General features: G+C 72.6%; 19 protein-coding genes and 1 riboswitch. Of the genes, 16 read left to right on the top strand and 3 right to left on the bottom strand.

Features of this window, described 5'->3' with window-relative positions; translation table 11 throughout:
- Nucleotides 1-29: 29 nt before the first annotated feature.
- The 8 genes from AB0E98_RS15435 (at nucleotide 30) to AB0E98_RS15400 (ending at nucleotide 7,785) form a co-directional block, all read left to right on the top strand.
- On the top strand, nucleotides 30-1,031 hold the full coding sequence (locus AB0E98_RS15435; protein WP_361702432.1) for a GDP-mannose 4,6-dehydratase: 1,002 nt from the start codon (nucleotides 30-32) through the stop codon (nucleotides 1,029-1,031).
- 76 nt (nucleotides 1,032-1,107) lie between these two features.
- Nucleotides 1,108-1,821 carry a sugar phosphate nucleotidyltransferase gene (locus AB0E98_RS15430; RefSeq protein ID WP_361702430.1) on the top strand — a complete coding sequence of 238 codons (714 nt, stop codon included), beginning with the start codon at nucleotides 1,108-1,110 and terminating at the stop codon, nucleotides 1,819-1,821.
- 9 nt (nucleotides 1,822-1,830) lie between these two features.
- Entirely contained in the window at nucleotides 1,831-2,745 is a 915-nt protein-coding gene (locus AB0E98_RS15425) for an NAD-dependent epimerase/dehydratase family protein (RefSeq protein WP_361702429.1), read from the top strand.
- Complete coding sequence (locus AB0E98_RS15420) at nucleotides 2,742-3,449, top strand: spherulation-specific family 4 protein (protein ID WP_361702428.1); 708 nt, start codon at nucleotides 2,742-2,744, stop codon at nucleotides 3,447-3,449. Before AB0E98_RS15425 ends, AB0E98_RS15420 begins: the two co-directional genes overlap by 4 nt.
- Nucleotides 3,446-4,390: an endo alpha-1,4 polygalactosaminidase gene (locus tag AB0E98_RS15415; protein ID WP_361702427.1), complete on the top strand. Its 945-nt coding sequence runs from the start codon at nucleotides 3,446-3,448 to the stop codon at nucleotides 4,388-4,390. Before AB0E98_RS15420 ends, AB0E98_RS15415 begins: the two co-directional genes overlap by 4 nt.
- A gap of 221 nt (nucleotides 4,391-4,611) precedes the next feature.
- Nucleotides 4,612-4,789, top strand: a riboswitch (cyclic di-AMP (ydaO/yuaA leader).
- 4 nt (nucleotides 4,790-4,793) lie between these two features.
- On the top strand, nucleotides 4,794-5,267 hold the full coding sequence (locus AB0E98_RS15410; RefSeq protein WP_361702426.1) for a C40 family peptidase: 474 nt from the start codon (nucleotides 4,794-4,796) through the stop codon (nucleotides 5,265-5,267).
- A 92-nt stretch (nucleotides 5,268-5,359) separates the two neighbouring features.
- The gene (locus AB0E98_RS15405) at nucleotides 5,360-6,871 is read left to right on the top strand and encodes a carboxylesterase family protein (protein ID WP_361702424.1); all 1,512 of its coding nucleotides are present in this window, start codon (nucleotides 5,360-5,362) and stop codon (nucleotides 6,869-6,871) included.
- Nucleotides 6,872-7,113: 242 nt separating this feature from the next.
- Entirely contained in the window at nucleotides 7,114-7,785 is a 672-nt protein-coding gene (locus AB0E98_RS15400; RefSeq protein ID WP_361702423.1) for a ketoacyl-synthetase C-terminal extension domain-containing protein, read from the top strand.
- On the opposite strand, the gene acpP is transcribed toward AB0E98_RS15400, so the two are convergent.
- Entirely contained in the window at nucleotides 7,754-7,990 is a 237-nt protein-coding gene (acpP, locus tag AB0E98_RS15395) for an acyl carrier protein (protein WP_361702422.1), read from the bottom strand. The genes AB0E98_RS15400 and acpP overlap by 32 nt on opposite strands.
- Nucleotides 7,991-8,189: 199 nt before the next feature.
- Complete coding sequence (locus AB0E98_RS15390) at nucleotides 8,190-8,612, bottom strand: YchJ family protein (protein ID WP_361702421.1); 423 nt, start codon at nucleotides 8,610-8,612, stop codon at nucleotides 8,190-8,192.
- 229 nt (nucleotides 8,613-8,841) lie between these two features.
- Between AB0E98_RS15390 and AB0E98_RS15385 the strand changes: the two genes are divergently transcribed.
- The 4 genes from AB0E98_RS15385 to AB0E98_RS15370 all read left to right on the top strand — a co-directional run bounded on the left by AB0E98_RS15385 (nucleotide 8,842) and on the right by AB0E98_RS15370 (nucleotide 12,969).
- Nucleotides 8,842-9,456, top strand: a complete 615-nt coding sequence (locus tag AB0E98_RS15385; RefSeq protein ID WP_361702420.1) for a hypothetical protein — start codon at nucleotides 8,842-8,844, stop codon at nucleotides 9,454-9,456.
- 63 nt (nucleotides 9,457-9,519) lie between these two features.
- The gene (locus AB0E98_RS15380; protein WP_361702419.1) at nucleotides 9,520-10,542 is read left to right on the top strand and encodes a hypothetical protein; all 1,023 of its coding nucleotides are present in this window, start codon (nucleotides 9,520-9,522) and stop codon (nucleotides 10,540-10,542) included.
- Between the two features lie 272 nt (nucleotides 10,543-10,814).
- Nucleotides 10,815-11,597, top strand: a complete 783-nt coding sequence (locus AB0E98_RS15375; RefSeq protein WP_361702418.1) for a class I SAM-dependent methyltransferase — start codon at nucleotides 10,815-10,817, stop codon at nucleotides 11,595-11,597.
- A gap of 217 nt (nucleotides 11,598-11,814) precedes the next feature.
- The gene (locus AB0E98_RS15370; protein ID WP_361702416.1) at nucleotides 11,815-12,969 is read left to right on the top strand and encodes a SagB/ThcOx family dehydrogenase; all 1,155 of its coding nucleotides are present in this window, start codon (nucleotides 11,815-11,817) and stop codon (nucleotides 12,967-12,969) included.
- Here the strand turns inward: AB0E98_RS15370 and AB0E98_RS15365 are convergent.
- Nucleotides 12,956-15,118 (bottom strand): hypothetical protein, encoded by a 2,163-nt coding sequence (locus tag AB0E98_RS15365; protein WP_361702415.1) that lies wholly within the window; start codon nucleotides 15,116-15,118, stop codon nucleotides 12,956-12,958. The two genes, AB0E98_RS15370 and AB0E98_RS15365, sit on opposite strands and share 14 nt — an antisense overlap.
- Nucleotides 15,119-15,273: 155 nt before the next feature.
- Between AB0E98_RS15365 and AB0E98_RS15360 the strand changes: the two genes are divergently transcribed.
- From AB0E98_RS15360 to AB0E98_RS15345, 4 genes are all read left to right on the top strand, one after another.
- A complete protein-coding gene (locus AB0E98_RS15360) occupies nucleotides 15,274-16,620 on the top strand; it encodes an alpha/beta hydrolase-fold protein (protein WP_361702413.1) in 1,347 nt (448 codons plus the stop codon).
- Entirely contained in the window at nucleotides 16,617-19,187 is a 2,571-nt protein-coding gene (locus AB0E98_RS15355; RefSeq protein WP_361702411.1) for a DUF2156 domain-containing protein, read from the top strand. The genes AB0E98_RS15360 and AB0E98_RS15355 overlap by 4 nt, the downstream gene beginning before the upstream one ends.
- A 66-nt stretch (nucleotides 19,188-19,253) precedes the next feature.
- Nucleotides 19,254-19,748: a MarR family transcriptional regulator gene (locus AB0E98_RS15350; protein WP_361702409.1), complete on the top strand. Its 495-nt coding sequence runs from the start codon at nucleotides 19,254-19,256 to the stop codon at nucleotides 19,746-19,748.
- 94 nt (nucleotides 19,749-19,842) lie between these two features.
- On the top strand, nucleotides 19,843-20,460 hold the full coding sequence (locus AB0E98_RS15345) for a DsbA family protein (protein ID WP_361702407.1): 618 nt from the start codon (nucleotides 19,843-19,845) through the stop codon (nucleotides 20,458-20,460).
- The last annotated feature ends 75 nt before the right edge of the window (nucleotides 20,461-20,535 follow it).

Here is a 20,535-nt window from a genome sequence, read left to right as displayed (position 1 = left end):
GTGAAGAAGTCCCGAAGAGGAGAGCCCTCGTGTCCGCATCAGCACTCGTCGCCGTCACCGGCGCCGAAGGATTCATCGGATCGCACCTCGTGGAGGCCCTCGTCGCCGACGGCCACCGGGTCCGCGCGATGGTCCAGTACAACTCCTTCTCGTCCTTCGGCTGGCTGGAGGACCTGCCCCGGGGAGTCATGGACCACGTCGAGGTCGTCCTCGGCGACGTCCGCGACCCCGGCTCCGTCCAGGGCCTGGTGACCGGCGCCGAGACCGTCTACCACCTCGCCGCCCTCATCGCGATCCCGTACTCCTACCGGGCCCCGCACAGCTACGTCGAGACCAACGTCACCGGCACCCTCAACGTCCTCGAAGCCGTCCGCCACCTGGGCATCCCGCGCCTGGTCCACACCTCCACCAGCGAGACCTACGGCACCGCGCGGACCGTGCCCATCACCGAGGACCACCCCATCAACACCCAGTCCCCCTACGCCGCCTCCAAGGCCGGCGGGGACCGGCTCGCCGACAGCTACCACGCCAGCTTCGGCCTGCCCGTCGTCACCCTGCGCCCCTTCAACACCTTCGGTCCCCGCCAGTCCATGCGGGCCGTCATCCCCACCGTCATCGGCCAGGTCGCCGCCGGACAGCGCGCCATCACCCTCGGCGACCTGCGGCCCACCCGGGACTTCAGCTACGTCAAGGACACCGTGGCCGCCTTCCGCGCCGTCGGCACCGCGCCCGCCGCAGCCGTCCTCGGCCGCACCTTCAACTCCGGCACCGGCGAGGAGATCTCCGTCGGCGATCTGGTGACCCTCATCGGCAAGCTGATGGACACCGACCTGGAGGTCACCGAGGACGCCGAGCGCGTCCGGCCCGCGGGCTCCGAGGTGATGCGGCTGGTCTGCGACTCCTCCCGGCTGCGCGCCGCCACCGGCTGGGCCCCCGCCCACACCCTGGAGCAGGGGCTCGCCGAGACCGTCGCCTTCTTCCGCGACCCCGCCAACCTCGGTCGCTACAAGACCGGTATCTACAACGTCTGACGTTCCGTCCCGTCCACCGACGTTCCGTCCACCCACGCGGTACCACCCACGCGGCACAAGAGAGGAACGGCACCCCATGCACGCAGTGATCCTCGCCGGAGGCAAGGGCGTCCGGCTCCGCCCGTACACGACCGCGCTGCCCAAGCCCCTGGTGCCCATCGGCGACCAGCACGCCATCCTCGAGATCGTCATGCGCCAGCTGGCCGGCGCCGGGTTCACCAGCTGCACCCTCGCCATCGGCCACCTCGGCCACATCATCCGCGCCTACGTCGGCGACGGCTCCCAGTGGGGCCTCACCGTCGACTACACCACCGAGGAGAGCCCGCTGGGCACCATGGGCCCGCTCCTCACCATGACCGACCGGCTCCCCGAGCACTTCCTGGTGATGAACGGCGACATCCTCACCGACCTCGACTTCGGCGAGGTCCTGCGCGACCACACCGCCTCCGGGGCGCCCCTGACCATCGCCACCTACCCCCGCCGGGTCAGCATCGACTTCGGCGTCCTGACCACCGAGGCGGGCCGGGTCGTCGGCTTCGCCGAGAAGCCCAGCATGGACTACCGCGTCTCCATGGGCGTCTACGGCGTCTCCCGCGACGCCCTCGACCGCTACACTCCCGGACTGCCGCTCGGTTTCGACGAGCTCGTCCTCGACCTGCTGGCGGACGGCACCCCGCCCAACGCCCACGAATTCGACGGCTACTGGCTCGACATCGGCCGCCCCGACGACTACGACCGGGCCAACGCCGAGTTCGCCGTCCGCCGAGACCTGCTGATCAAGGGAGCGTGACCGGCCCCGATGCGCATTCTCGTCCTGGGCGCCACCGGCTTCCTGGGCCGGCACACCGCCTCGCGCCTGCGCGCCCTCCCGGGCGCGCACGTGCGGGTCGCCGGCCGCGCCCCCGCCGCCGGCCCGCCCGTCGACCTGGCGACAGCCGACCCGGACCGGCTCGCGGCCCTGCTGCGCGAGGCCGCCCCCGACGCCGTCGTCAACTGCGCGGGCGCGGTCGGCGGCAGCGCCGTGACCCTCACCGCCGTCAACGCCCGCGGCCCGGCCGTACTCTGCGAAGCCATCGGCGCGGCGGCCCCGGACGCCCGCCTCGTCCACCTGGGCTCGGCGGCCGAGTACGGGCCCGCCGAGGCCCGGATGCCCGTCGGCGAAAGTGCCCCGGCCCGCCCGCTCGGCCTCTACGGCGCGAGCAAACTGGCCGGCACCCTCGCCGTCACCGGCTCCGGCCTGGACGCCGTCGTCCTGCGGGTGTTCAACCCCGCCGGCCCCGGCGCCCCGGCCGCCTCCCTCCCCGGCCGCCTCGCCGCCGAACTCCGCCGGGCGGGACCCGACGGCCGCGTCCGCACCGGGGACCTCTCCGCCCACCGCGACTTCGTCGACCCGCGCGACGTCGCCGAAGCCGTCGCCCTCGCCGTCACCGCGCCCCGCCCCCTGCCCGCCGTCCTCAACATCGGCAGCGGCACCGCCCGCCCCGTCCGCGACGTGGCCGAAGGGCTGCTGCGCGCGTCCGGGTTCACCGGCCCGGTCGGCGACCGCGTCGCCGAGGACGGCGACGGATCACCGCGCTCCGCCGCCGTCCCCTGGCAGCAGGCCGACATCACCGCCGCCGGCCGCGCCCTGGACTGGGCCCCCCGGCACTCCTTCGCCGACTCCCTCACCGACCTGTGGGCCGCCACCGCGCCCGCCACGGAGCCCGTGCCATGACCACCACCACGCCCGCCTCCCACGGGGACGACGGGCGACTGCTCGTCCCGCTCTACGTCCACCCCGCGACCCACCCCGAGGAGTGGGCGGCGCTGCTCGACGCCGCCCCCCGGCTCTACGGGGTCGTGCTCAATGCCGCCGACGGCCCCGGCGGCCGTCCCGACCCCGCCTTCGGCACCGCCGCGCGAGCGCTGCGCGCCGCGGGCGTCCCGCTGCTGGGCTACGTCGACACCGGCTACGGCCACCGTCGCACGGGCGCCGTGGTCGCCGACATCCGCCGCCACCGCCGGTGGTACGACGTGGACGGCGTCTTCCTCGACCAGGTCCCGGCGCACGACACCCCGCTGCCCCGCTACCGCCGCATGGTGCTGGCCGCCCGGGTACTGGGCGCCCGTACGGCCGTCCTCAACCCCGGCACCCATCCCGACCCCGGCTACGCCTCGCTCGCCGACCTCCTGGTCACCTTCGAGGGCACCTGGGAGGACTACCGGCGCGCCCGGGTGCCGGAGTGGACCACCGGGCATCCACCGGAGCGCTTCTGCCATCTGGTGTACGGGGTGCCCGAGGGGCGGGAGGGGCAAGTGGCCCGCACGGCGGGGGCGCGCGGTGCCGCGGTCCACTGCGCGGTGCCGGGCACGGGGGCCAACCCCTGGCGCTCGGTGCCCGTGGCGGCCGCCGGTCTCGCGGCGGGGGGCACGGCATGAGCGCGTGGCGCGTCCGCGCGGGGCTGTGCGCCGCGCTGCTGCTGGTCCTCGCGGGCTGCTCCGCCTCGCCCGCCGACGACGACGGGCCGGACCGGGACGACGACGGCGCCACGGCGGCCCCCCACGCCTCGGGCACTCCGCGTGCCTCGGGCGCGCCGAAGGCCTCCGGTGTCCCGGACGCCTCGGCCTCACCCGGCGGAACGGCCACGGGTTCGGCACCTGGTTCGCCACCGGCCGCGGCCCGTTGGCAGCCGCGCCCGGGCACCCGCTGGCAGTGGCAGCTGGACGGAAAGGCCGACACCTCGGTGGACGCCCCCGTCTACGACATCGACGGCTTCGAGAATTCGGCCGAAACCGTGGCCCAATTGCATTCCAGTGGCCGGAAGGCGATCTGTTACATCAATGCCGGTGCCTGGGAGGACTTCCGGCCCGACCAGGGGAAATTCCCGAAGAACCTGCTCGGCAACAAGAACAAGGGGTGGAAGGGCGAGAAATGGTTCGACATCCGTCGCCTCGACACCCTGCGGCCGCTCATGGCGGCCCGGATGGACATGTGCCGGCAGAAGGGATTCGACGCCGTCGAACCCGACCTGACCGAGGGATTCCGCAACTCCACCGGCTTTCCGCTGACGGCCGACCACCAGCTGGCCTTCAACCGGATGCTGGCGGATCTCGCCCATGAGCGAGGCCTGGCCATCGGGCTGAAGAACGACCTGGACCAGATCCCGCAGCTGGTGAACGTCTTCGACTTCGCGGTGAACGAGCAGTGCGCCCAGTACGACGAGTGCGAGAAGCTCACCCCCTTCGTAAAACATAACAAAGCGGTCTTCCATGTCGAATACGAACTGTCGACGGGGGAGTTCTGCGCCACCGCGCGGCGGCTCGGGCTGAGCTCGATGCAGAAGAAGCTGGAGCTGGACGCCTGGCGCCGGCCCTGCTGAACGGCATTCCCGGAATTACTCGTTCCATGCTGCAAGTACCCGTGGGAACAAGGGTTTAGGGCCAGTTCGGCGGGGGCGCGCGGAGCGCGGTTCCGGGTCTGCTCCCGAAGTGAAGAAGTTCACAGATGGCCGCCCGGGTGCCGGATTTGAATGATTCATGGTGCAGGATCTCTCACCGAACACAAGATCCCGTCACCATGGCGGGCCACCCGGGCGGACGCCGAGTCCTGCCGCCGTCCCGGGTGCGGCATCGAATTGATGGATCGGCAGGAGCGGGAGACCCGAGCGGTACGGATCACGAAGTCGGTGGTCCTTGGGGTGAAGCCGGGAAATCCGGCCGGGCAACTTCGCAGCCCGAACCCGACAGGTCATCTTTCGCAGGCGGATGTCGAAGGGCTTCGGCATGTCTGCTATGCCTCGCATACCCGCTCTCATATCCCGGGCCGGCGCCGCCTCCGCCGTCACCGCCGCAACGCTGGCGGCATCGGTGCTCGTCCCCGGCCTCGCCTCCGAGGCCTCCGCGGCCACACCCGGTGAGCAGGCCCTGAGGGTCGCCGCCGGCAAGGCCGGCTCCCCCTACCAGTACGGCGCGGCCGGCCCGAACCGGTTCGACTGCTCGGGCCTGACCCAGTACTCGTTCAAGAAGGTCGGCAAGAACCTGCCCCGCGTGGCCGCCGACCAGTACAACCGCACCCGGCACATCTCCAGCGGCTCCCGCCAGGTCGGTGACCTGGTCTTCTTCCACTCGGGCAGCAACGTCTACCACGTGGGGATCTACGCGGGTAGCAACAAGATCTGGCACGCCCCCAAGCCGGGCGCCACGGTCCGTCAGGAGAAGATCTGGACCGGCAGCGTCTGGTACGGACGCGTCAACTAGGCTCCCTGACCGGGCGGTCCGTGACCCGGGCCGCCCGATCATCCGCGTCCGCGCACGGGGGTGCCGCCTCCGGGCGCGGGGAGGGAGCGACGATGAGCGACGTCACCGGCCCGGAGGCCCGCACGGCCCAGGGCACCGTACGAGGCCGCACCACCGACGGCCTCGCCGTCTTCCGGGGCATCCCCTACGCCCGGCCGCCCGTCGGGGCGCTGCGCTTCGCCGCCCCGGCCGCGCCGCGCTCCTGGGACGGGGTGCGGGACGCGGCGGAGTTCGGCCCGCCGCCCCCGCAGTCCGGCCCGATCCCCGCGACCGGCACGGCCACCGGCGACGACTGGCTCACCCTGAACGTCTGGTCGCCGGACCCCGGCGGCTCCGGACTGCCCGTACTGGTGTGGATCCTGGGCGGGGGCTATGTCTCCGGGTACGCGGGCGACCCGCTCTACGACGCCGGGCTCCTGGCCCGGCAGGGCGGCCTCGTCGTGGTCACCCTCAACTACCGGGTGGGCGCCGAGGCCTCCGCCCAACTCGACGGCGCCCCCGCCAACCGGGGGCTGCTCGACCTGATCGCGGCCCTGGAGTGGGTCCGGGAGAACATCGCCGGCTTCGGCGGCGACCCCGCGCGGGTCACCGTCGCCGGCCAGTCCTCCGGTGCCGGCTCGATCGCCACCCTGCTGGCCGTGCCCCGCGCCGCCGGCCTCTTCCGCCGGGCGATCGCCCAGTCAGTCCCCGGCCTCTACACCACCCCGGCCCTCGCCTCCGGCCTCGCCGCCGAACTCGCCGGGCGGCTGGGCACCACCCCCACCGCCTCCGGCCTCGCCACGATCGAACCGTGGCGGCTGGCCGAGGCGATCACCCCGATGATGTACGGCCTGCCCGCCCAGGCCGACCGCTGGGGGCCGCTGGCCCGGACCGGCTCCCCGTTCTCCGTCGTGGTGGACGGCGACCTCGTACCGGAGACGCCCTGGACGGTCCTGCCCGACGGCCGGGCGAGCGGCGTGGACCTGCTGACCGGTCACACCCGCGACGAGTTCCGGCCGTTCCTGGTGATGAGCGGCGGCCGGGACAAGGTCACCGACGAGGACACGAACGCGGTGCTGACCGCCTTCGCCCCCGGCCCCGACGGCCCCCGGGCCTACCGCGCCGCCTACCCGGACGCCGCCCCCGTGGAACTCTTCGAGACCGTCCACAGCGACGTCCTGTTCCGCATGCCCTCGCTCCACCTCGCCGAGGCCCACACCGCCGGCGGCGGCACGGCGTACCTGTACGAGCTGCGCCGGCCCGCGCCCGCCCTGGGCGGGGCGCTCGGCGCCGCCCACGGGCTCGACGTGGCGATGCTGTTCGGCACCTACGACGCACCGCAGGCCCGGCTGCTGCTCGGCGAGGGGCCGGTCCCCGAGGACCTGGTGGCGATCGGGGACGGGATCCGCCGGTCGTGGACGGCCTTCGCGACCCACGGCGACCCGGGCTGGCCCGCCCACCGGGCCGACGACGGACGGCTCACCCGGCTCCTCGACACGGGGACGAGCACGGCGCCGTACCCGGAGGAGCCGTCCAGGAAGGTCTGGGAGGGGCACACGGTCCGGCCCTACGACCTGCCCGCCTGACGGGAGGTATGGGGGGCACGGCAGCCGACTTCGACAGCTGGACCGCCTCACTCGATTCAGCCGTGACGGCCCTGTTCTCCCGAAGCCGCCGCGAAGCGACAAGCGGCTCACCGACGCCGGTCGGCGGGCCCTGTCCCCGCTGTTTCCGGACGCATGAGATCCCGCCTCGAACTGGCCACCGCTGCGGCAGACTCGACCTGAAGCCGGGATCAGCGTTGGTCTGCTGACCGCTATCGGCACACGTGTCCCTCGCCTGCTACGGCTTCACCGTCTCCACCCCGGTGGGTGATCCGGTCGAGGCCGCGGCCCTGGGCGCTGTGGCCGGGGCCGGGCGGCCGGCCCGGGAGCCGTTGCCGATCGGTTCGGTCGAACCGAACATCGGGCACCTGGAGGCCGGCGCGGGGGTGGCGGGCCCGATCAAGACGGTCCTGGCGTTGCACCATGACCGGATCCCGTCCAGCACACACTGCCCGGTGCCCAGCCCGGCGATCGGCTGGGAGGCCGCGCGGCTGCGGGTGGCCACCTCGCTGATGCCGTGGCCGCGCACGGGCCGTCCGCGCAGGGCAGGGGTCTCCAGCTACGGCTACGGCGGGGTCATCGCCCACGTCGTCCTCGAACAGGCCCACGCCGCGACCGGCCACCCGGAACACCGGGTGGCCGACCAGGGGCCCATGTCGTTCCCCGCCTCGGGCACCACTGCGGGGCGTGCGGCGACAACGCCCGTCGGCCGGCCGACGGGCTCACGGCCGCAGCCACTGCGGAGACGCCGGTGCAGGGGCTGCGGCGTCTCGCGGACGATAAGCGGAACCCGGCCGTGGCCATCGGCTCGTCCTCTGGAAGCGCTGGAGCGCACGCAGATCGCTGACCGGGATCGGCGTGCGCCTATCGCTGGCGGGCCGCGATGTAGTCCATGACGGCTCCCACGGTGGTCAGCCGCTCGGCTTCCGCGTCAGGGATCTCCATGTCGAATTCGTACTCGAAAGCCATCTTCAGTTCGATCAGGCCCAAGGAGTCCGATCCGAGGTCATTGATGAAGGATGCCTCCCTCGGGATCCTGTCCGAACCGATGTCCAGCTGCTCGCGGACGACCTTCTCTACGCGTTCTTCAACGGTGGCCAACTCGGACCTCTCTCACACCTGGGACAACACAAAGGTGCCGCGCCGACTACGAAGCCGGCTGCGGCCCACTCAGCCTGGAGCCACCCTCCCGGCTTCCGCCAGACGCATCCCGGCCATGATCAACATCAGGAGTGAGCCATCCACGGCGCGGCGTGACCTCAGGGAGTCCGGCGAATCGCCGCGACCCACCGGACACTCCCTAGTCCACGGCGTCCAGATAGACCCAGTGGCCGTCCTCCCGCACGAAGCGGCTGAGCTCGTGCTGGGAGCCGGCCTCGCCGTGCGCCTCGTAGTGGGCGCGGAACTCGACCGTGCCGTCGTCGTGGAAGGCGCTGCCGCCGGTCGTGGCCAGGACGTCCAGCCCGGTCCACCGGATCCCGGCGTCGAGGTCGAGGTCGGCCGGGCGCGTGGAGGAGTGCCAGGTCCGCAGCAGATAAAGGGGGTCGAGGACGGCGAAGGCGCTGTAGCGCGAGCGCATCAGGCGCTCGGGCGTGGGGGCCGTGGCGCGGCCGCCGTGGAAGGCGCCGCAGCAGTCGCCGTAGGTCGCGTCGAGCCCACAGGGGCAGGGCGAGCCGGCGGTGACGACGGGCGGCTTCGGGGAGCGTGAGCTTCTTCTGGACACCCCTCGATTCTGCCTGCCCGGGGGAGCGCTCCCGGCCATGGGGGCGAACCCTTTCGGCCGCAGGGCCGGATGGCGCCGCCCCCGCTGTTCTTTCGGGTGAATTCCCAGCTCAGCCGGGTGTGCGGGCCGAGCGCCCGGCGCCGGTCACCAAGAACGGCCGGTTGCGCGCCCATCCGGCGCGGCGGACGGTGGTCGCGTCCCGGCAGGTGTCTCGAAGGGAGTCTTCCGCATGCGCAGCACCAAGCTCATCGCGATAGCCACGGCCCTCGTCTGCGGCTCGGTCACCCTGGGCGTCACCGGACCCGCGCTCGCCGCCGGCCGCGCGGCGCGGCCCGTCGCCGTGGAGTCCGTCGCCGTGGAGCCCGCCGCTGCGGAGCCCGCCGCCGTGGATTCCGTCCCCGAGGCCGACAGCCGCTCGGACTCCATCGGCAGCCTGGGCGAGACGCTCAACCTCGGCTCCCGGATCGCCAAGGAGGCCGACTCCTGGAACCCCGACGTGGAGCACCTGCGCGACCTGAGGGTGCGGCTGCGGGAATCGGCCGAGCGACTGCTCGCCGACGTCCGGGCGGTCAAGGCCAAGACCCCGGCCCGCCCCGGCACCGACGGCCTGGCGGTCGACCCGGTCTCGGACGTCAAATCGCAGCTGGACACCCTGGTCAAGGATGTGAACGACCTGCTGGCGGCCGTCGACGCCAAGGACGTCGCCAAGGTCACGGCCCTGGTGAGCAAGGTGACCGCCGATCTCCAGGCCCTCCTCGCCTCCGTGCCCAAGCTCCTGACGAACGCGGCACCCCTGCCGGCACCGGTGCCCCTGCCTGCACCAGTGCCCCTGCCGGGACTGTAGCCACCTCCGCTCCTTCCGGCACAACCCTGTTGGACGGCGGTCGGCTCCGCTACGGTCGGCCCGGTGCGCAGACGTCTGTTCGTCGCAGCGATCCTGACCGCCTCCCTGACGACCGCCTGCGGCGGCGAGGACACGGAGGAGCCGGACCAGGGTCCATCGGGCTCCCGGCGGGCCGACCGGGCCGAACCGCTCTTCCGCGGCGGCCGCCGGGCCAGCGCCCAGAACCCGGCGTTCTCCCCGGACGGCCGGTCGCTCCTCTTCACCGTCTTCCAGGACGGCTACAACGAGGGCGCCGCCGCCCTGCGCGTCCTGCCCCTGGACGACGGCGCCGGCGCCGCGCCGGGGGCCGCGCCCCGCACCCTGCTCGACGAGCGGGACAAGGCGGCCGTGAACCTGCCGGGTTCGAGCTGGAACCCGACGGGCGAGGTGGCCTTCGCCTCCGACCGGGCGGGCGGCCGCGACGAGGTCTGGGTGCTGAAGCCCGGCGGACGGCCCACCCGGGTGACCGAGCACGGCGGCCCCTCCGGCTATCTGGAGCCCAGCTTCTCCCCGGACGGCACGTGGATCGTCTTCCAGGAGAGCGTCGAGCGCGAGGGCTCCGGCGACCGCGCCGCGCTCGGCTCCCTGTGGAAGGTCCGCCGCGACGGCAGCCGCGCCACCAAGCTCCTGGACGGCCCCGCCACCCGGAGCGACAACCGCCAGCCCAACTGGTCCCCCAAGGGCGACCGGCTGGTCTTCCAGCGGCGTGACGAGGACGGCGAGGACTGGGCGCTGTACGTCATGAACGCGGACGGCTCGGGGCTGCGCCGTCTCACCCGGGGCGCGGGGGAGCACACCGACCCCAGCTGGTCGCCGGACGGGCGGTCGGTGGTGTTCTCCTCCACGGCGGGCGGCCTGGAACTCCCGCAGATCTTCGTCATCCCCGCCGACGGCGCCGGGGTCCCGGTCCGGGTGACCAGGAACCCCGACACCTACGACGGTGCCCCCAGCTGGTCCCCGGACGGCCGCTGGATCGCCTTCGAGTCCCACGAGGGGGGAGAGGACCGTCCCAGCTCCTTGTGGCGGATCCCGGCTCCCCGGATTTGACCGAATCGGCTCCCCCCGCCGGGCCGGAGGACGGGCCCGGCGCGGGGTGCGGGGCGTCTCCGCCGGGACGGGCAAGTGCCCCCGGAACTAGGGTGCTTCGCCCGTACCTCGGTCGTCTCCCCTTAAACAACAGAAGTTTCCATGAGTATGCATCCGGCCAGTCATATCCCGGTCACATCCACTGTCTTGACCGGTCACTTTTCATCGGCATATGTTCATGCCGGTAACACCAGCAGCAGAAACAACAGGAGTTCCAGTCGAGGGGTGGTCGTATGTCCACGGAAACCGCGGACCCGGATTTCCATCACGCACGGACCGCCTATGAAACGGTCGCCGCCGATTACGACGTGCTCGCCGTGGACCCGCTCTTTTCCCGGTGGGTTTCCTTCTACCACGAGCTCATCGAGAAATACGGGTCCGGCGGGCGGATGCTCCTCGACGTGGGCTGCGGAACGGGCAACAGCACCCTCGCCTTCCGGGACCTGGGCTACGAGGTGGCCGGCTGCGATCTGTCCCCGTCGATGGTCGAGCGCGCCCGGGCGAAGGCGTCCGGCGTCCCGTTCACGGTCGGCGACGTGCGCGACCTGCCGGTGCTGGGATCCTTCGACGCCGTCACGTGCATGAGCGAGCCGCTGAGCTACCTCACCGACGACGGGCAGCTGGAACGGGCCTTCCGGAGCGTGGCCCGGCAGCTGGCGGACGGCGGGATCTTCGTCTTCGACATGAACACGCTGGGCAGTTACCAGCGGGCCTACGCGGTGACCCGGATCGTCGACCAGGACGGCCACTTCGACGTCTGGCAGGGCGGGCCCGCGCCGGTGGAGCCCGACGCGGTCGTCGACGTCACCCACACCTACTTCCGGCGCACGGGGGAGGACTGGCGGCGCGTGACGTCCCGGCATGTCTACCGCCACCACTCCGATGCCACCGTGCGACGGCTGCTCGCCGCCGCCGGCCTGCGGCTCGTCGCCGCCCACGGTCTCACCGCCGGTGAGCTGACCGACTCCGGCGACGAGATCCGCGGCCGGAAGATCCTCTATGTCGTGAGCCGCTAGTCCCGCGCGGCGCGGCTCCGCCACGATCCCGGTCGGCCATCCGGCCGGCCGCCGGTGAAATTCCGAACGCGAAGGAGGTGGGCCCCATGCGCAAGATGGTTGTCAACACCAAGCCGGTTGTCACCGAGGAGAAGTACCTCGTGCTGCACTCCGCCTGAAAGTGACCGCGGCCGGGTCCTCACGGGCCCGGCCGCGGTACATCCCGTGAGGAGCGAAATTGCCCGTCCGCCGAGCCCGCAGCATCGTGTGCTACTGGCACGACAACGCATTCGTCGCGGAGAATTACCGCACCCGTACCACGGTTTCCCTGGAGCCCCTGGGCGCGGAATTACTCAACGAGCTGGGGGAATGGATCGAGGAGGAGAAAGCCGCCGCCCGGTTCCCGGATTTCGACCCCGAATCCGTCCTCCAGTCCCTGGCCGAACTGGAGGCCGCCGGGCTCGTCGTGCGCGATGGGGACCCCGGGGCCGACGGCGACGAGGCGGCCGGGACGGCCTGGCCCGAGTGGAACGTCAGCGCCCGCTACCTTCACGCGATGACCAGGGACGCCCCCTACACCGAGGACACCCCCGAACTCCGCGCCCGCATGGCCTCGGAGACGGAGCGGCCCGCGCTGTTCAAGTCCTACCCGGACGCCGACACCATCCTGCTGCCCCGCGTCCCCCGGCGCCTCGACGCCCCTTTCGAGGACGTCCTGTACGGCCGGCGGACCCATCGCGCCTTCGCCGACCGGGACGTGCCGCTGGCCGACTTCTCGGCCCTGCTCGCCGCCGTGTTCGGCCCCGCCGCCTTCATCGACGCCGACGCCTACGGCGCGCTGATGCAGCGCACCAGCGCCTCGGCCGGGGCGCGACAGGAGACCGAGGCGTACGTGCTGGTGCGCCGGGTCGCGGACGTGGCGCCCGGCGTCTACCACTACAACGTGCTCACACACGCGCTGGAGTTCCTGACCGAGTGCCCGCCGTGGCCGGACGTGGCGCGCCTGAGCGTGAACCAGCGGGGGATCGAGGACGCGGCGTTCGCCGTCGTGCTCACCTCGCTGACGGAGCGGCTGCGGTCCAAGTACCGCACGGCGCGCACGTACCGGATCATGCTGATGGACGCCGGCCACTTCGCGCAGACCTTCGCCATGGTGGCCACCGCGCTGGGGCTGGGCCCCTTCCAGACCGCCGCGTTCACCGACTCCGCCGTCGAGGGGCTGCTGGGTCTGGACGGGGTGGAGGAGACGGCGCTGTACCTGCTCGGCGCCGGGGTGCCGGCCGAGGGCCCGGAGGGGACCGAAGGGCTGAAGCGGCCGGCGGGGCTGGAGGCGTTCCGTGGGAGCCGTCCGGGCCCGGCGCCGGCCGCGCACCCCAAGATCAGCCCAGGCTGAGCGTGAGCAAGGAGTACTGGACGACCGTCAGCGGAACGCTCACCGTTCCACCGTCCACCGTGAAGGGAACCGCTTGCGGAGCGGGCGACCCAGCGTCCGGTGAGCTGACAGTGGCCCCCAGCACCTTCTTCCCGGGCGGCACGGCCAGCGCGACGGTGCACGCCGCCGGCGTGGTCTTGAATGCCGTCGGCACGTCCCCGAAGCCCGTGAAGTTGACCAGCTGGATCACCACGTCACCGCCCAGCCGCCCCATCTCCAGATGGATCCGGTTGTCGCCGCTCAGCGTCACCGCGGGCGGCGCGGCGGCCCGTACCGGCACGAGCAGCGCCTCGCCCGCCGCCTTGTCGGCCGTGGTCAGATACGCCTGCCCCGCCAGGGACTTGACGTAACGGCACGTCCCCGCGCCGAACCGGTTCTGCTTGTTGTCCGGTAGGGCGTCGCCCTTGCGGAAGCCGAGGACGTCGGCGAGCGCGTACTCGCTCCGGGCCGTACCGAGCTCGTCCAGCGCCGTCGGCGCCGGGCCGGTGATCACGACGGTGCCGCCGTTCGCGACGAACCCCCGCAGCACCGCGGCCTCCGCGTCGGAGACCGCCTGGAGGTTCGGCAGCAGCAGGACCTTCAGCCCGGCCAGGTCGGCGGCGGTCAGGCCGGGGCTGGTGACGGTGACGAAGGGGACGTGCGCGTAGACCAGCGCCTTGACCGTGCCGCGGAACTCCCCGAGCCACGCCTGCTTGGCGCAGCTCTCCTCCGCGCTGCCCGAGCTCCACCACTCCTTGACCCCGGCCGGCTTCTTGACGTTGGCGTACATGCCCGTGCCCGGCGAGGGGCTGACGAAGTCCCTTGAGGCGGAGGAGTGGTAGACGCCGACCTCGGCGGCGGTCGTGGTGTTGTAGAGCTTCTCCTGGTTGGCCGCCACGAAGGCGTACATGCGGGTGCGCATCACCTTGTCGGTGGTCTCGTTCTTGAACGGGCTCTTGACCTCGTACGGGTTGCAGCCCGCGGCCAGCAGCTCGGCCATCACCAGGGACGCGTCGTCGGCCTTCCAGCCGTAGGAGAACGCCCAGGCCGGCTTGGTGCCGCTGGCGGCCCGCGCGTACTTGTACATCGAGATCAGGCAGGTCCAGTCGGTGGCGGTGGCGTGGCGCATGCCGTCGTAGTTGCCGAGGACGTCCACCTCCCACATCTGGCTCACGCCCTCCGCCGTGCGCAGGTAGGCGCCGTCGAGGCCGACCAGCGTGGCGTACTGGTAGTCCATGCTGACGGTCTCGACGAAGGTGACGAGGTCGGGGTTGACGGACCGGCCGGCGGACGCGATGTCCAGCTGCCACTGGAGGAGGTTGCGGTGGCGCCACTCGACGTAGCGGCGGAAGGGTAGACTGGTGAAGTCGACCTTCGTGGGCAGGGCGAGGCCGGTGTCGGCCTTGAAGGCGGCTGCGGCCCAGGAGGAGCCGTCGCACCAGCTGAGAGCGCCGTCGAAGTAGATGGGGACGTCCGGCCAGATGGCGTCGAGGCCGGTGCCGGCGAGGGCCTTGATCCGGCCCAGGTAGTAGTCGCGCCAGGGGGAGTTGGGGCTGAGCCAGCAGCTCTCGTCGCCCGGGTCCACCCAGACGACCAGGCTGCCGTAGAAGACGTTGGGCTTGCCGTCGAGGGATCGCTGGACCCAGTCCTTGCCCTGGGCGTCCTTGTAGAAGGATCGGCCCTTCTCGCCGCCGACGCTGATCAGTTCCATCGACGGGTAGTACATGACCACCCGGATGCCCGCCGCGTGGGCGAGGCCGACGAAGTCCCTCACCTTGCCGACGTGCTGGGTGAAGTCCTGGTCCGTCAGCCAGTTGGACAGGACGGTGTCGAGCTCGATCACGCTGACGTTCTGCGCCTTGAGGCCGTCGATCACCGGCTTCATGTCGCGGACCGGGTCGGCGTCCTCGTCGAATGTCCCGTCGGCCAGCCGGGCGAAGCGGCTCCACTCGGGGAAGGTCCCCGCCCGTACGGCGGGCGCGGCCCACGCCGCCCGGTCCAGGGGCAGCGCGGCGGGTGCGGCAGCGGCGGGACCGGCGAGCGCCAGGTGCTGTCCCACCACGGCGGCGCCTCCCACCCCCAGCCCCGCCCGTAACAGCCCTCTTCGGCTCATTCTCCGGGTCACGTCCATGACTCTGCCCTCCTGGGAGACGTGCGTCGCCGCTGTCGCGGCTGTCCCACGAATCAGCGATTCTGCTGGGAATCCGGCGGGAGGGAAGAGTTCCGGCAAGACCGCATCCACATGCCCCGATTTGCCGGAATTCTGCATTTGCGTAGCATTTTGTCGTGGTGCGGATACGGATACCGGACGGCCCGCCGCGGCTCGCGGCGGGCCCACTGGACTGGTCCCTGGTGAGCGGATGGATCCCGCTCGCCGTCCTGGCCGTAGGCCTCTGCGCCCTCGCCGCCCTGTTCTTCTCCCGCCGCCGCCCGTGGCGGTCCCGCTGGGCCCCGGCGGCCGTGGTGCTCGCCGCCCTGCTCACCCTGCTCCTCCAGGTGGCCGTCGACGACTGGCTCCAGCCCTTCCCCGACCCCCTGCCGACGGAGGTCGTCCTGTGGGCGGGCGTCGCCGCCCTCGGCCTGTGCCTCACCGCCTTCCGGCTGCCGCTGCTGCGGCCGCGGTACTGGCTCCCGGCCGTGCTCGCGGGCCTGCTCGTCGTCCTCATGGGCACCTCGCAGATCAACCGCCACTTCGACCAGTACCCGACGACGCGCAGCGCCCTCAACGCCTGGCTCCAGAAGACCACCCGCCTCTCCGAAGCCACCGGCACCGCCGGTCCCACCCTGTCCGTGCCGCCGGGCAAGGTCCTCTCCGAGGTGTGGCGGCCCCCCGCGGGCATGGCCGACACCGGCACGATCTCCCGGACCGACATCCCCGGCACCGTCTCGGGCTTCAAGGCCCGTAGCGCCTACGTCTATCTGCCGCCCGCCTACAAGGCCACCCCGCGCCCACTGCTGCCCGTGCTCGTCCTGATGGCCGGTCAGCCGGGCTCGCCCGACGAGTGGATCAACTCCGGCCGGCTCGTCGAGATGATGAACGCCTTCGCCCGCGACCACCGCGGCCTGGCCCCCGTCGTCGCCGTCGTGGACCCGCTCGGCTCGCAGTTCGCCAACACCCTCTGCCTGGACTCCCGGCTCGGGAACGTCCAGACCTATCTCGCCACCGACGTCCCCGGCTGGATCCGCTCCCACCTCCAGGTCGCCGGCGCCCGCACCTCCTGGGCCGTCTCCGGCCTCTCCTTCGGCGGCACCTGCTCCCTCCAGCTCGGTGTGAACGCTCCCCAGGTCTACGGCGTCGTCAACGACATCTCCGGCCAGGAGGCCCCCACCCTCGGCAGCCGGCAGAAGACGATCGACAAGGCCTTCGGCGGGGACGCGGCCGCCTACGAGAAGGCGAACCCGCTGGACGTCATGGCCCGCCGGCGCTTCCCCGACACCAAGGCCGCGTTCGTCGCGGGCAGCGACGACAGCACCTACCGGCCGCAGCAGCGGAAGGTCTACGAGGCCGCCGTGAAGGCCGGGATGCGGGCCGAGTTCGTGCTGCTGCCCGGGGGTCACAGCTGGGCCGTCTGGCGCCCCGGCCTGGAGCGGCAGCTGCCCTGGCTGGCCCGGGAGACGGGACTGATCCGGTGAGCGGCACCGGCACCGGCGACACCCCGGCCGCCCCGCCTCCCGCGCCCCCGCCCCCGGCCGGCGACGTACCCGGGGTCGGTGACAGCACCCACCCCTGGCGGGCCACCCTCGACCGGCTCCTCGCACCCGTCCGCCACGCCCCCTTCACCCTGGGCTTCCTCGCGGTGCTGTGGATCGTCGGCGCCGTCACCGGCTCCCTGGGCTCCGGCCCCCGGCCGCACCGCATGGAACGGATCGCGGTCGGTGTGCCCGCGCTCGCCGACGGCCGCTGGTGGACCCCCGCCAGCTCCCTGCTGTGGTGCCCCGGCCTCGGCGCGTACATCGGCTCGACCGTCATCGTGCTGCTCCTTGTCACCCCCGCCGAGCGGCGCCTGGGCGTCGCCCGGACCGCCGCCGCGCTCCTCGGTGGCCAGGTCCTGGGCACCCTGCTGGGCGTCGGAGCGGTGAAGCTCGGCTCGCTGGCGGGCGAGCAGTGGCTGGACAGCCTCACCCAGGACCTGTCCGTCACCCCCACCGTGGGCGCCCTCGCCGTCGGAGCCGTCCTCAGCTACCGGCTCACCGCCCTGTGGCGACGCCGGGTACGGCTCGGCATCGTCGCCTTCTCCCTCGTCATGGCCCTGTACGTGGGCCACCTCCAGGGCGTGCTGCGGCTCGGCGGCGCGGTGGCCGGGCTCGCCGTCGGCGCCCTGCTCTTCCGCCGCCGCGGACCCCTGCGACCGCTGCACTCCTCCCACACCGAGGCCCGGGTGCTCGTCGCCCTCGTCGTGGCCGCCGCCGCGATCGGCCCGATCACCGCCATCCTCTACAAGGACGCCTACGGCCCCTTCAGCACCTTCAACGAGCTCTACGTCTCCACCCGGCCCAGCGCCCAGGACATCGCCGACGCCTGCGCCCAGTCCGCCCGGGACTGCCACGCCGCCCAGGCCGTCCGCGGCTTCTACGACTCGCCCGCCATCGCCATGGCCGTCGTCGTCCCCGTCGTCCTCCTCGTCCTCGCCGAGGGGCTGCGCCGGGGGCTGCGGCTCGCCTGGAGCCTGGCCGTCCTGCTCCACCTCTGCTGGATCGCCCTCTTCGCCTACTGGCTCCACGACTTCCTCGGCAACCCCTCCGCGTACGGTGCCCAGCCCAGCGAGCACGCCGACTACGTCCAGTACTTCGCCGAGCAGATGCTGCTGCCCGTCCTCGTCCTGCTCCTCCTCCTCGTCACCCGCAAACGCTTCGACCTGCGCCTGCCGCGCCCGGCCCTGTGCGGCCTGGCCGCCGTGGCCGGCGGCGCCCTGCTGCTGGCCTCCGCCGCGTACGTCGGCATCGGCTGGGCCGTGCGCGACCAGTACGACCCCCGGGCCGGTTTCGGCCGGCTGCTCGGCGGCCTGGTGTCGGAGTACCTGCCGCCCGCCTTCCTCGGCTACTTCACCGACTGGCCGGTGCCGGTCGGCGGCACGGCCGAGACCCTCTACCGCTACTGCGGGCTCCTCTTCTGGCTGGTGACCCTGATCGCGCTGCTGATCACCTTCCGCCGGCCCCGGCTCCACACCGACGCCGACGCGGCCGCGCGCGCCCGCGAACTGCTCGTCGCGCACGGCGGCTCGCCCCTGTCGTACCTGACGACCTGGGACGGCAACTACTACTGGTTCGCCGCGAACGGCCGGACCGCCGTCGCCTACCGGGTCATCGCCACGGTGGCGCTGACGACCGGCGACCCCTTCGGGGTGCCGGAGGAGCGGGCGGACGCGGTGGGCGGCTTCGCCCGCTTCTGCGACGAGCGCGGCTGGACGCCCTGCTTCTACAGCGTCGGCGCCGCCACCCGCGAGGCCGCCGAACGGCTGGGCTGGCGCTCGGTGCAGGTCGCCGAGGACACCGTGGTGCCGCTGCCCGACCTGGCGTTCACCGGCAAGAAGTGGCAGGACGTGCGCACGGCGCTGAACAAGGCCAGGAAGGAGGGCATCACCGCCCAGTGGTGGTCCTTCCCCGACGCCCCCGTCGCCGTCACCGACCAGATCCGGTCGATCTCCGAGGAGTGGGTCGCCGACAAGGGCCTGCCGGAGATGGACTTCACCCTGGGCGGCCTCGACGAGCTGGACGACCCGGCGGTGCGCTGCCTCCTGGCCGTCGACGCCGAGCACACCGTGCACGGCATCACCAGCTGGATGCCGGTGTACGAGGAGGGGGCGCCCGCCGGCTGGACGCTGGACTTCATGCGGCGCCGGGCGGACGGCTTCCGCGGCTCGATGGAGTTCCTGATCGCCTCCGCCGCGCTCGGCTTCAAGGAGGAGGGCGCCCGCTTCCTCAGCCTCTCCGGCGCCCCGCTGGCCCGCAAGGCCACCGAGGAGCCACCGGTCGCCCTCCAGCGGGTCCTCGACTACGGCGGGAAGATGCTGGAGCCCGTCTACGGCTTCCGGTCGCTGCTCGCGTTCAAGGCGAAGTTCCAGCCGCGCTACCGCCCGATGTACATGGCCTACCCCGACCTGGCGGCCCTGCCCGCCATCACCCGGGCGGTCGCCAAGGCGTATCTGCCGCACCTGACGGCCGTCCAGGGGGTGCGGCTGGTGCGGCAGTTCTCGGCGTAGCTCGTAGGCTCCTCCAGTGGCGCATGGGTGCCACGCAAGCCAGGGGTGACGGGCGAGAGGGGCCACGTGGCACACGAGAGCGCGATCGCGACGGCCAAGGAAGCGGCGGACGATGGCCTGGTGCTGGCCTTCGGCCGGCTCCAGGGGGCCGCGAACCGGCTGGAGTACATCCTGGGCCGGGCGATCGAGGAGGAGTGCGGGATCAGCCACCTGATGTTCGAGGTGCTGCTGATCCTGGGCCGGGCCGGGGAGGCGGGGCTGCCCATGCGGGCGATCGCCCAGGAGCGGGTGCTGACCACGGGCGGGGTGACCCGGCTGGTGGACCGGATGGAGGCGGCGGGCCTGGTGGTCCGGGACGCCGATCCCGGCGACCGGCGGGGCCGGCTGGTCCGGCTGACCCCGGTGGGGGAGGCGACGGTGGTCCGGGCCGCCCGGATCCACCGGGAGAACATCCGCCGCTTCTTCCTGGAGCCGCTGCCCGAGGCGCACCGGGAGCGGTTCGCCGAGGATCTGAAGATCCTCAGTCACGCGGCGAGGGACGCGCTGCCGCGACTGCGCTGAGGGGGCCGGCTCGGCGGTCGGGGGAATATCTGACACAGCAGATACTGTTATGGCAGGCGAACCGCTCACGCCATACCCTCTGGAGGTACCCCCCATGAAGCTCGTCTACGTCTTCGACGCCTACTGCGGCTGGTCCCACGGCTTCTCGGCCACGCTCACCGAGACCGCCCGGCGCCACCCGGGGCTGCCCGTGGAGGTCGTCTCCGGCGGACTGTTCACCGGCGCCCGCCGCGTGCCGATCCGCGAGTTCGGCTACGTCCAGGGCGCCAACGCGAAGATCGCGGAGCTGACGGGGGCGGGGTTCGGCGCGGCCTACGACCGGCTGATCGCGGACGGCTCCTTCGTCATGGACTCCGAGGCCGCCGCACGCGGCATGGCCGCCCTCCGCCAGGCCGCCCCGGACCGCGCCGCCGAACTGGCCGCCGCCCTCCAGAACGCGTTCTACGAGGACGGGCTCAGCCTCTCCGAGGAGGGCACCTACCGCACCGTCGCCGAGACCACCGGCCTCGACGCGGACGCCGTGGCCACCGCCTTCCCGTCCCCCGGCGCCGCCAAGGCCGCCCGCACGGACTTCCGCCGCGCGGCGGAGTACGGCGTCCAGGGCTTCCCCACGCTGCTCGCCGTCGACGGCGAGCGCGTCACGGTCCTGGCGGTGGGCCACGCGACGGCAGACCAGGTGAGCCAGCGCCTGGCGGCGGCCATGGCGGGCTGAAATCGGCCCGTCCGGAGCCTGAGGACCGGGGGTCCGGGGCGGAGCCCCGGTTGCGGCAACCCGCACGCCGCCTAG

Source organism: Streptomyces sp. NPDC037389 (assembly GCF_040636475.1).
Lineage (GTDB): Bacteria > Actinomycetota > Actinomycetes > Streptomycetales > Streptomycetaceae > Streptomyces > Streptomyces hesseae.
The sequence above is the reverse complement of the archived record's forward strand: the minus strand, read 5'-3'. Positions and strand labels throughout refer to the sequence as shown.

What these genes read in the sequence shown, in the direction of transcription:
- AB0E98_RS15430 (WP_361702430.1), top strand. Translation starts at nt 1,108, where the DNA reads ATGCACGCAGTGATCCTCGCCGGAGGCAAGGGCGTCCGGCTCCGCCCG.
- AB0E98_RS15425 (WP_361702429.1), top strand. Translation starts at nt 1,831, where the DNA reads ATGCGCATTCTCGTCCTGGGCGCCACCGGCTTCCTGGGCCGGCACACC.
- AB0E98_RS15420 (WP_361702428.1), top strand. Translation starts at nt 2,742, where the DNA reads ATGACCACCACCACGCCCGCCTCCCACGGGGACGACGGGCGACTGCTC.
- AB0E98_RS15415 (WP_361702427.1), top strand. Translation starts at nt 3,446, where the DNA reads ATGAGCGCGTGGCGCGTCCGCGCGGGGCTGTGCGCCGCGCTGCTGCTG.
- AB0E98_RS15410 (WP_361702426.1), top strand. Translation starts at nt 4,794, where the DNA reads ATGTCTGCTATGCCTCGCATACCCGCTCTCATATCCCGGGCCGGCGCC.
- AB0E98_RS15405 (WP_361702424.1), top strand. Translation starts at nt 5,360, where the DNA reads ATGAGCGACGTCACCGGCCCGGAGGCCCGCACGGCCCAGGGCACCGTA.
- AB0E98_RS15385 (WP_361702420.1), top strand. Translation starts at nt 8,842, where the DNA reads ATGCGCAGCACCAAGCTCATCGCGATAGCCACGGCCCTCGTCTGCGGC.
- AB0E98_RS15375 (WP_361702418.1), top strand. Translation starts at nt 10,815, where the DNA reads ATGTCCACGGAAACCGCGGACCCGGATTTCCATCACGCACGGACCGCC.
- AB0E98_RS15365 (WP_361702415.1), bottom strand. Translation starts at nt 15,118, where the DNA reads ATGGACGTGACCCGGAGAATGAGCCGAAGAGGGCTGTTACGGGCGGGG.
- AB0E98_RS15345 (WP_361702407.1), top strand. Translation starts at nt 19,843, where the DNA reads ATGAAGCTCGTCTACGTCTTCGACGCCTACTGCGGCTGGTCCCACGGC.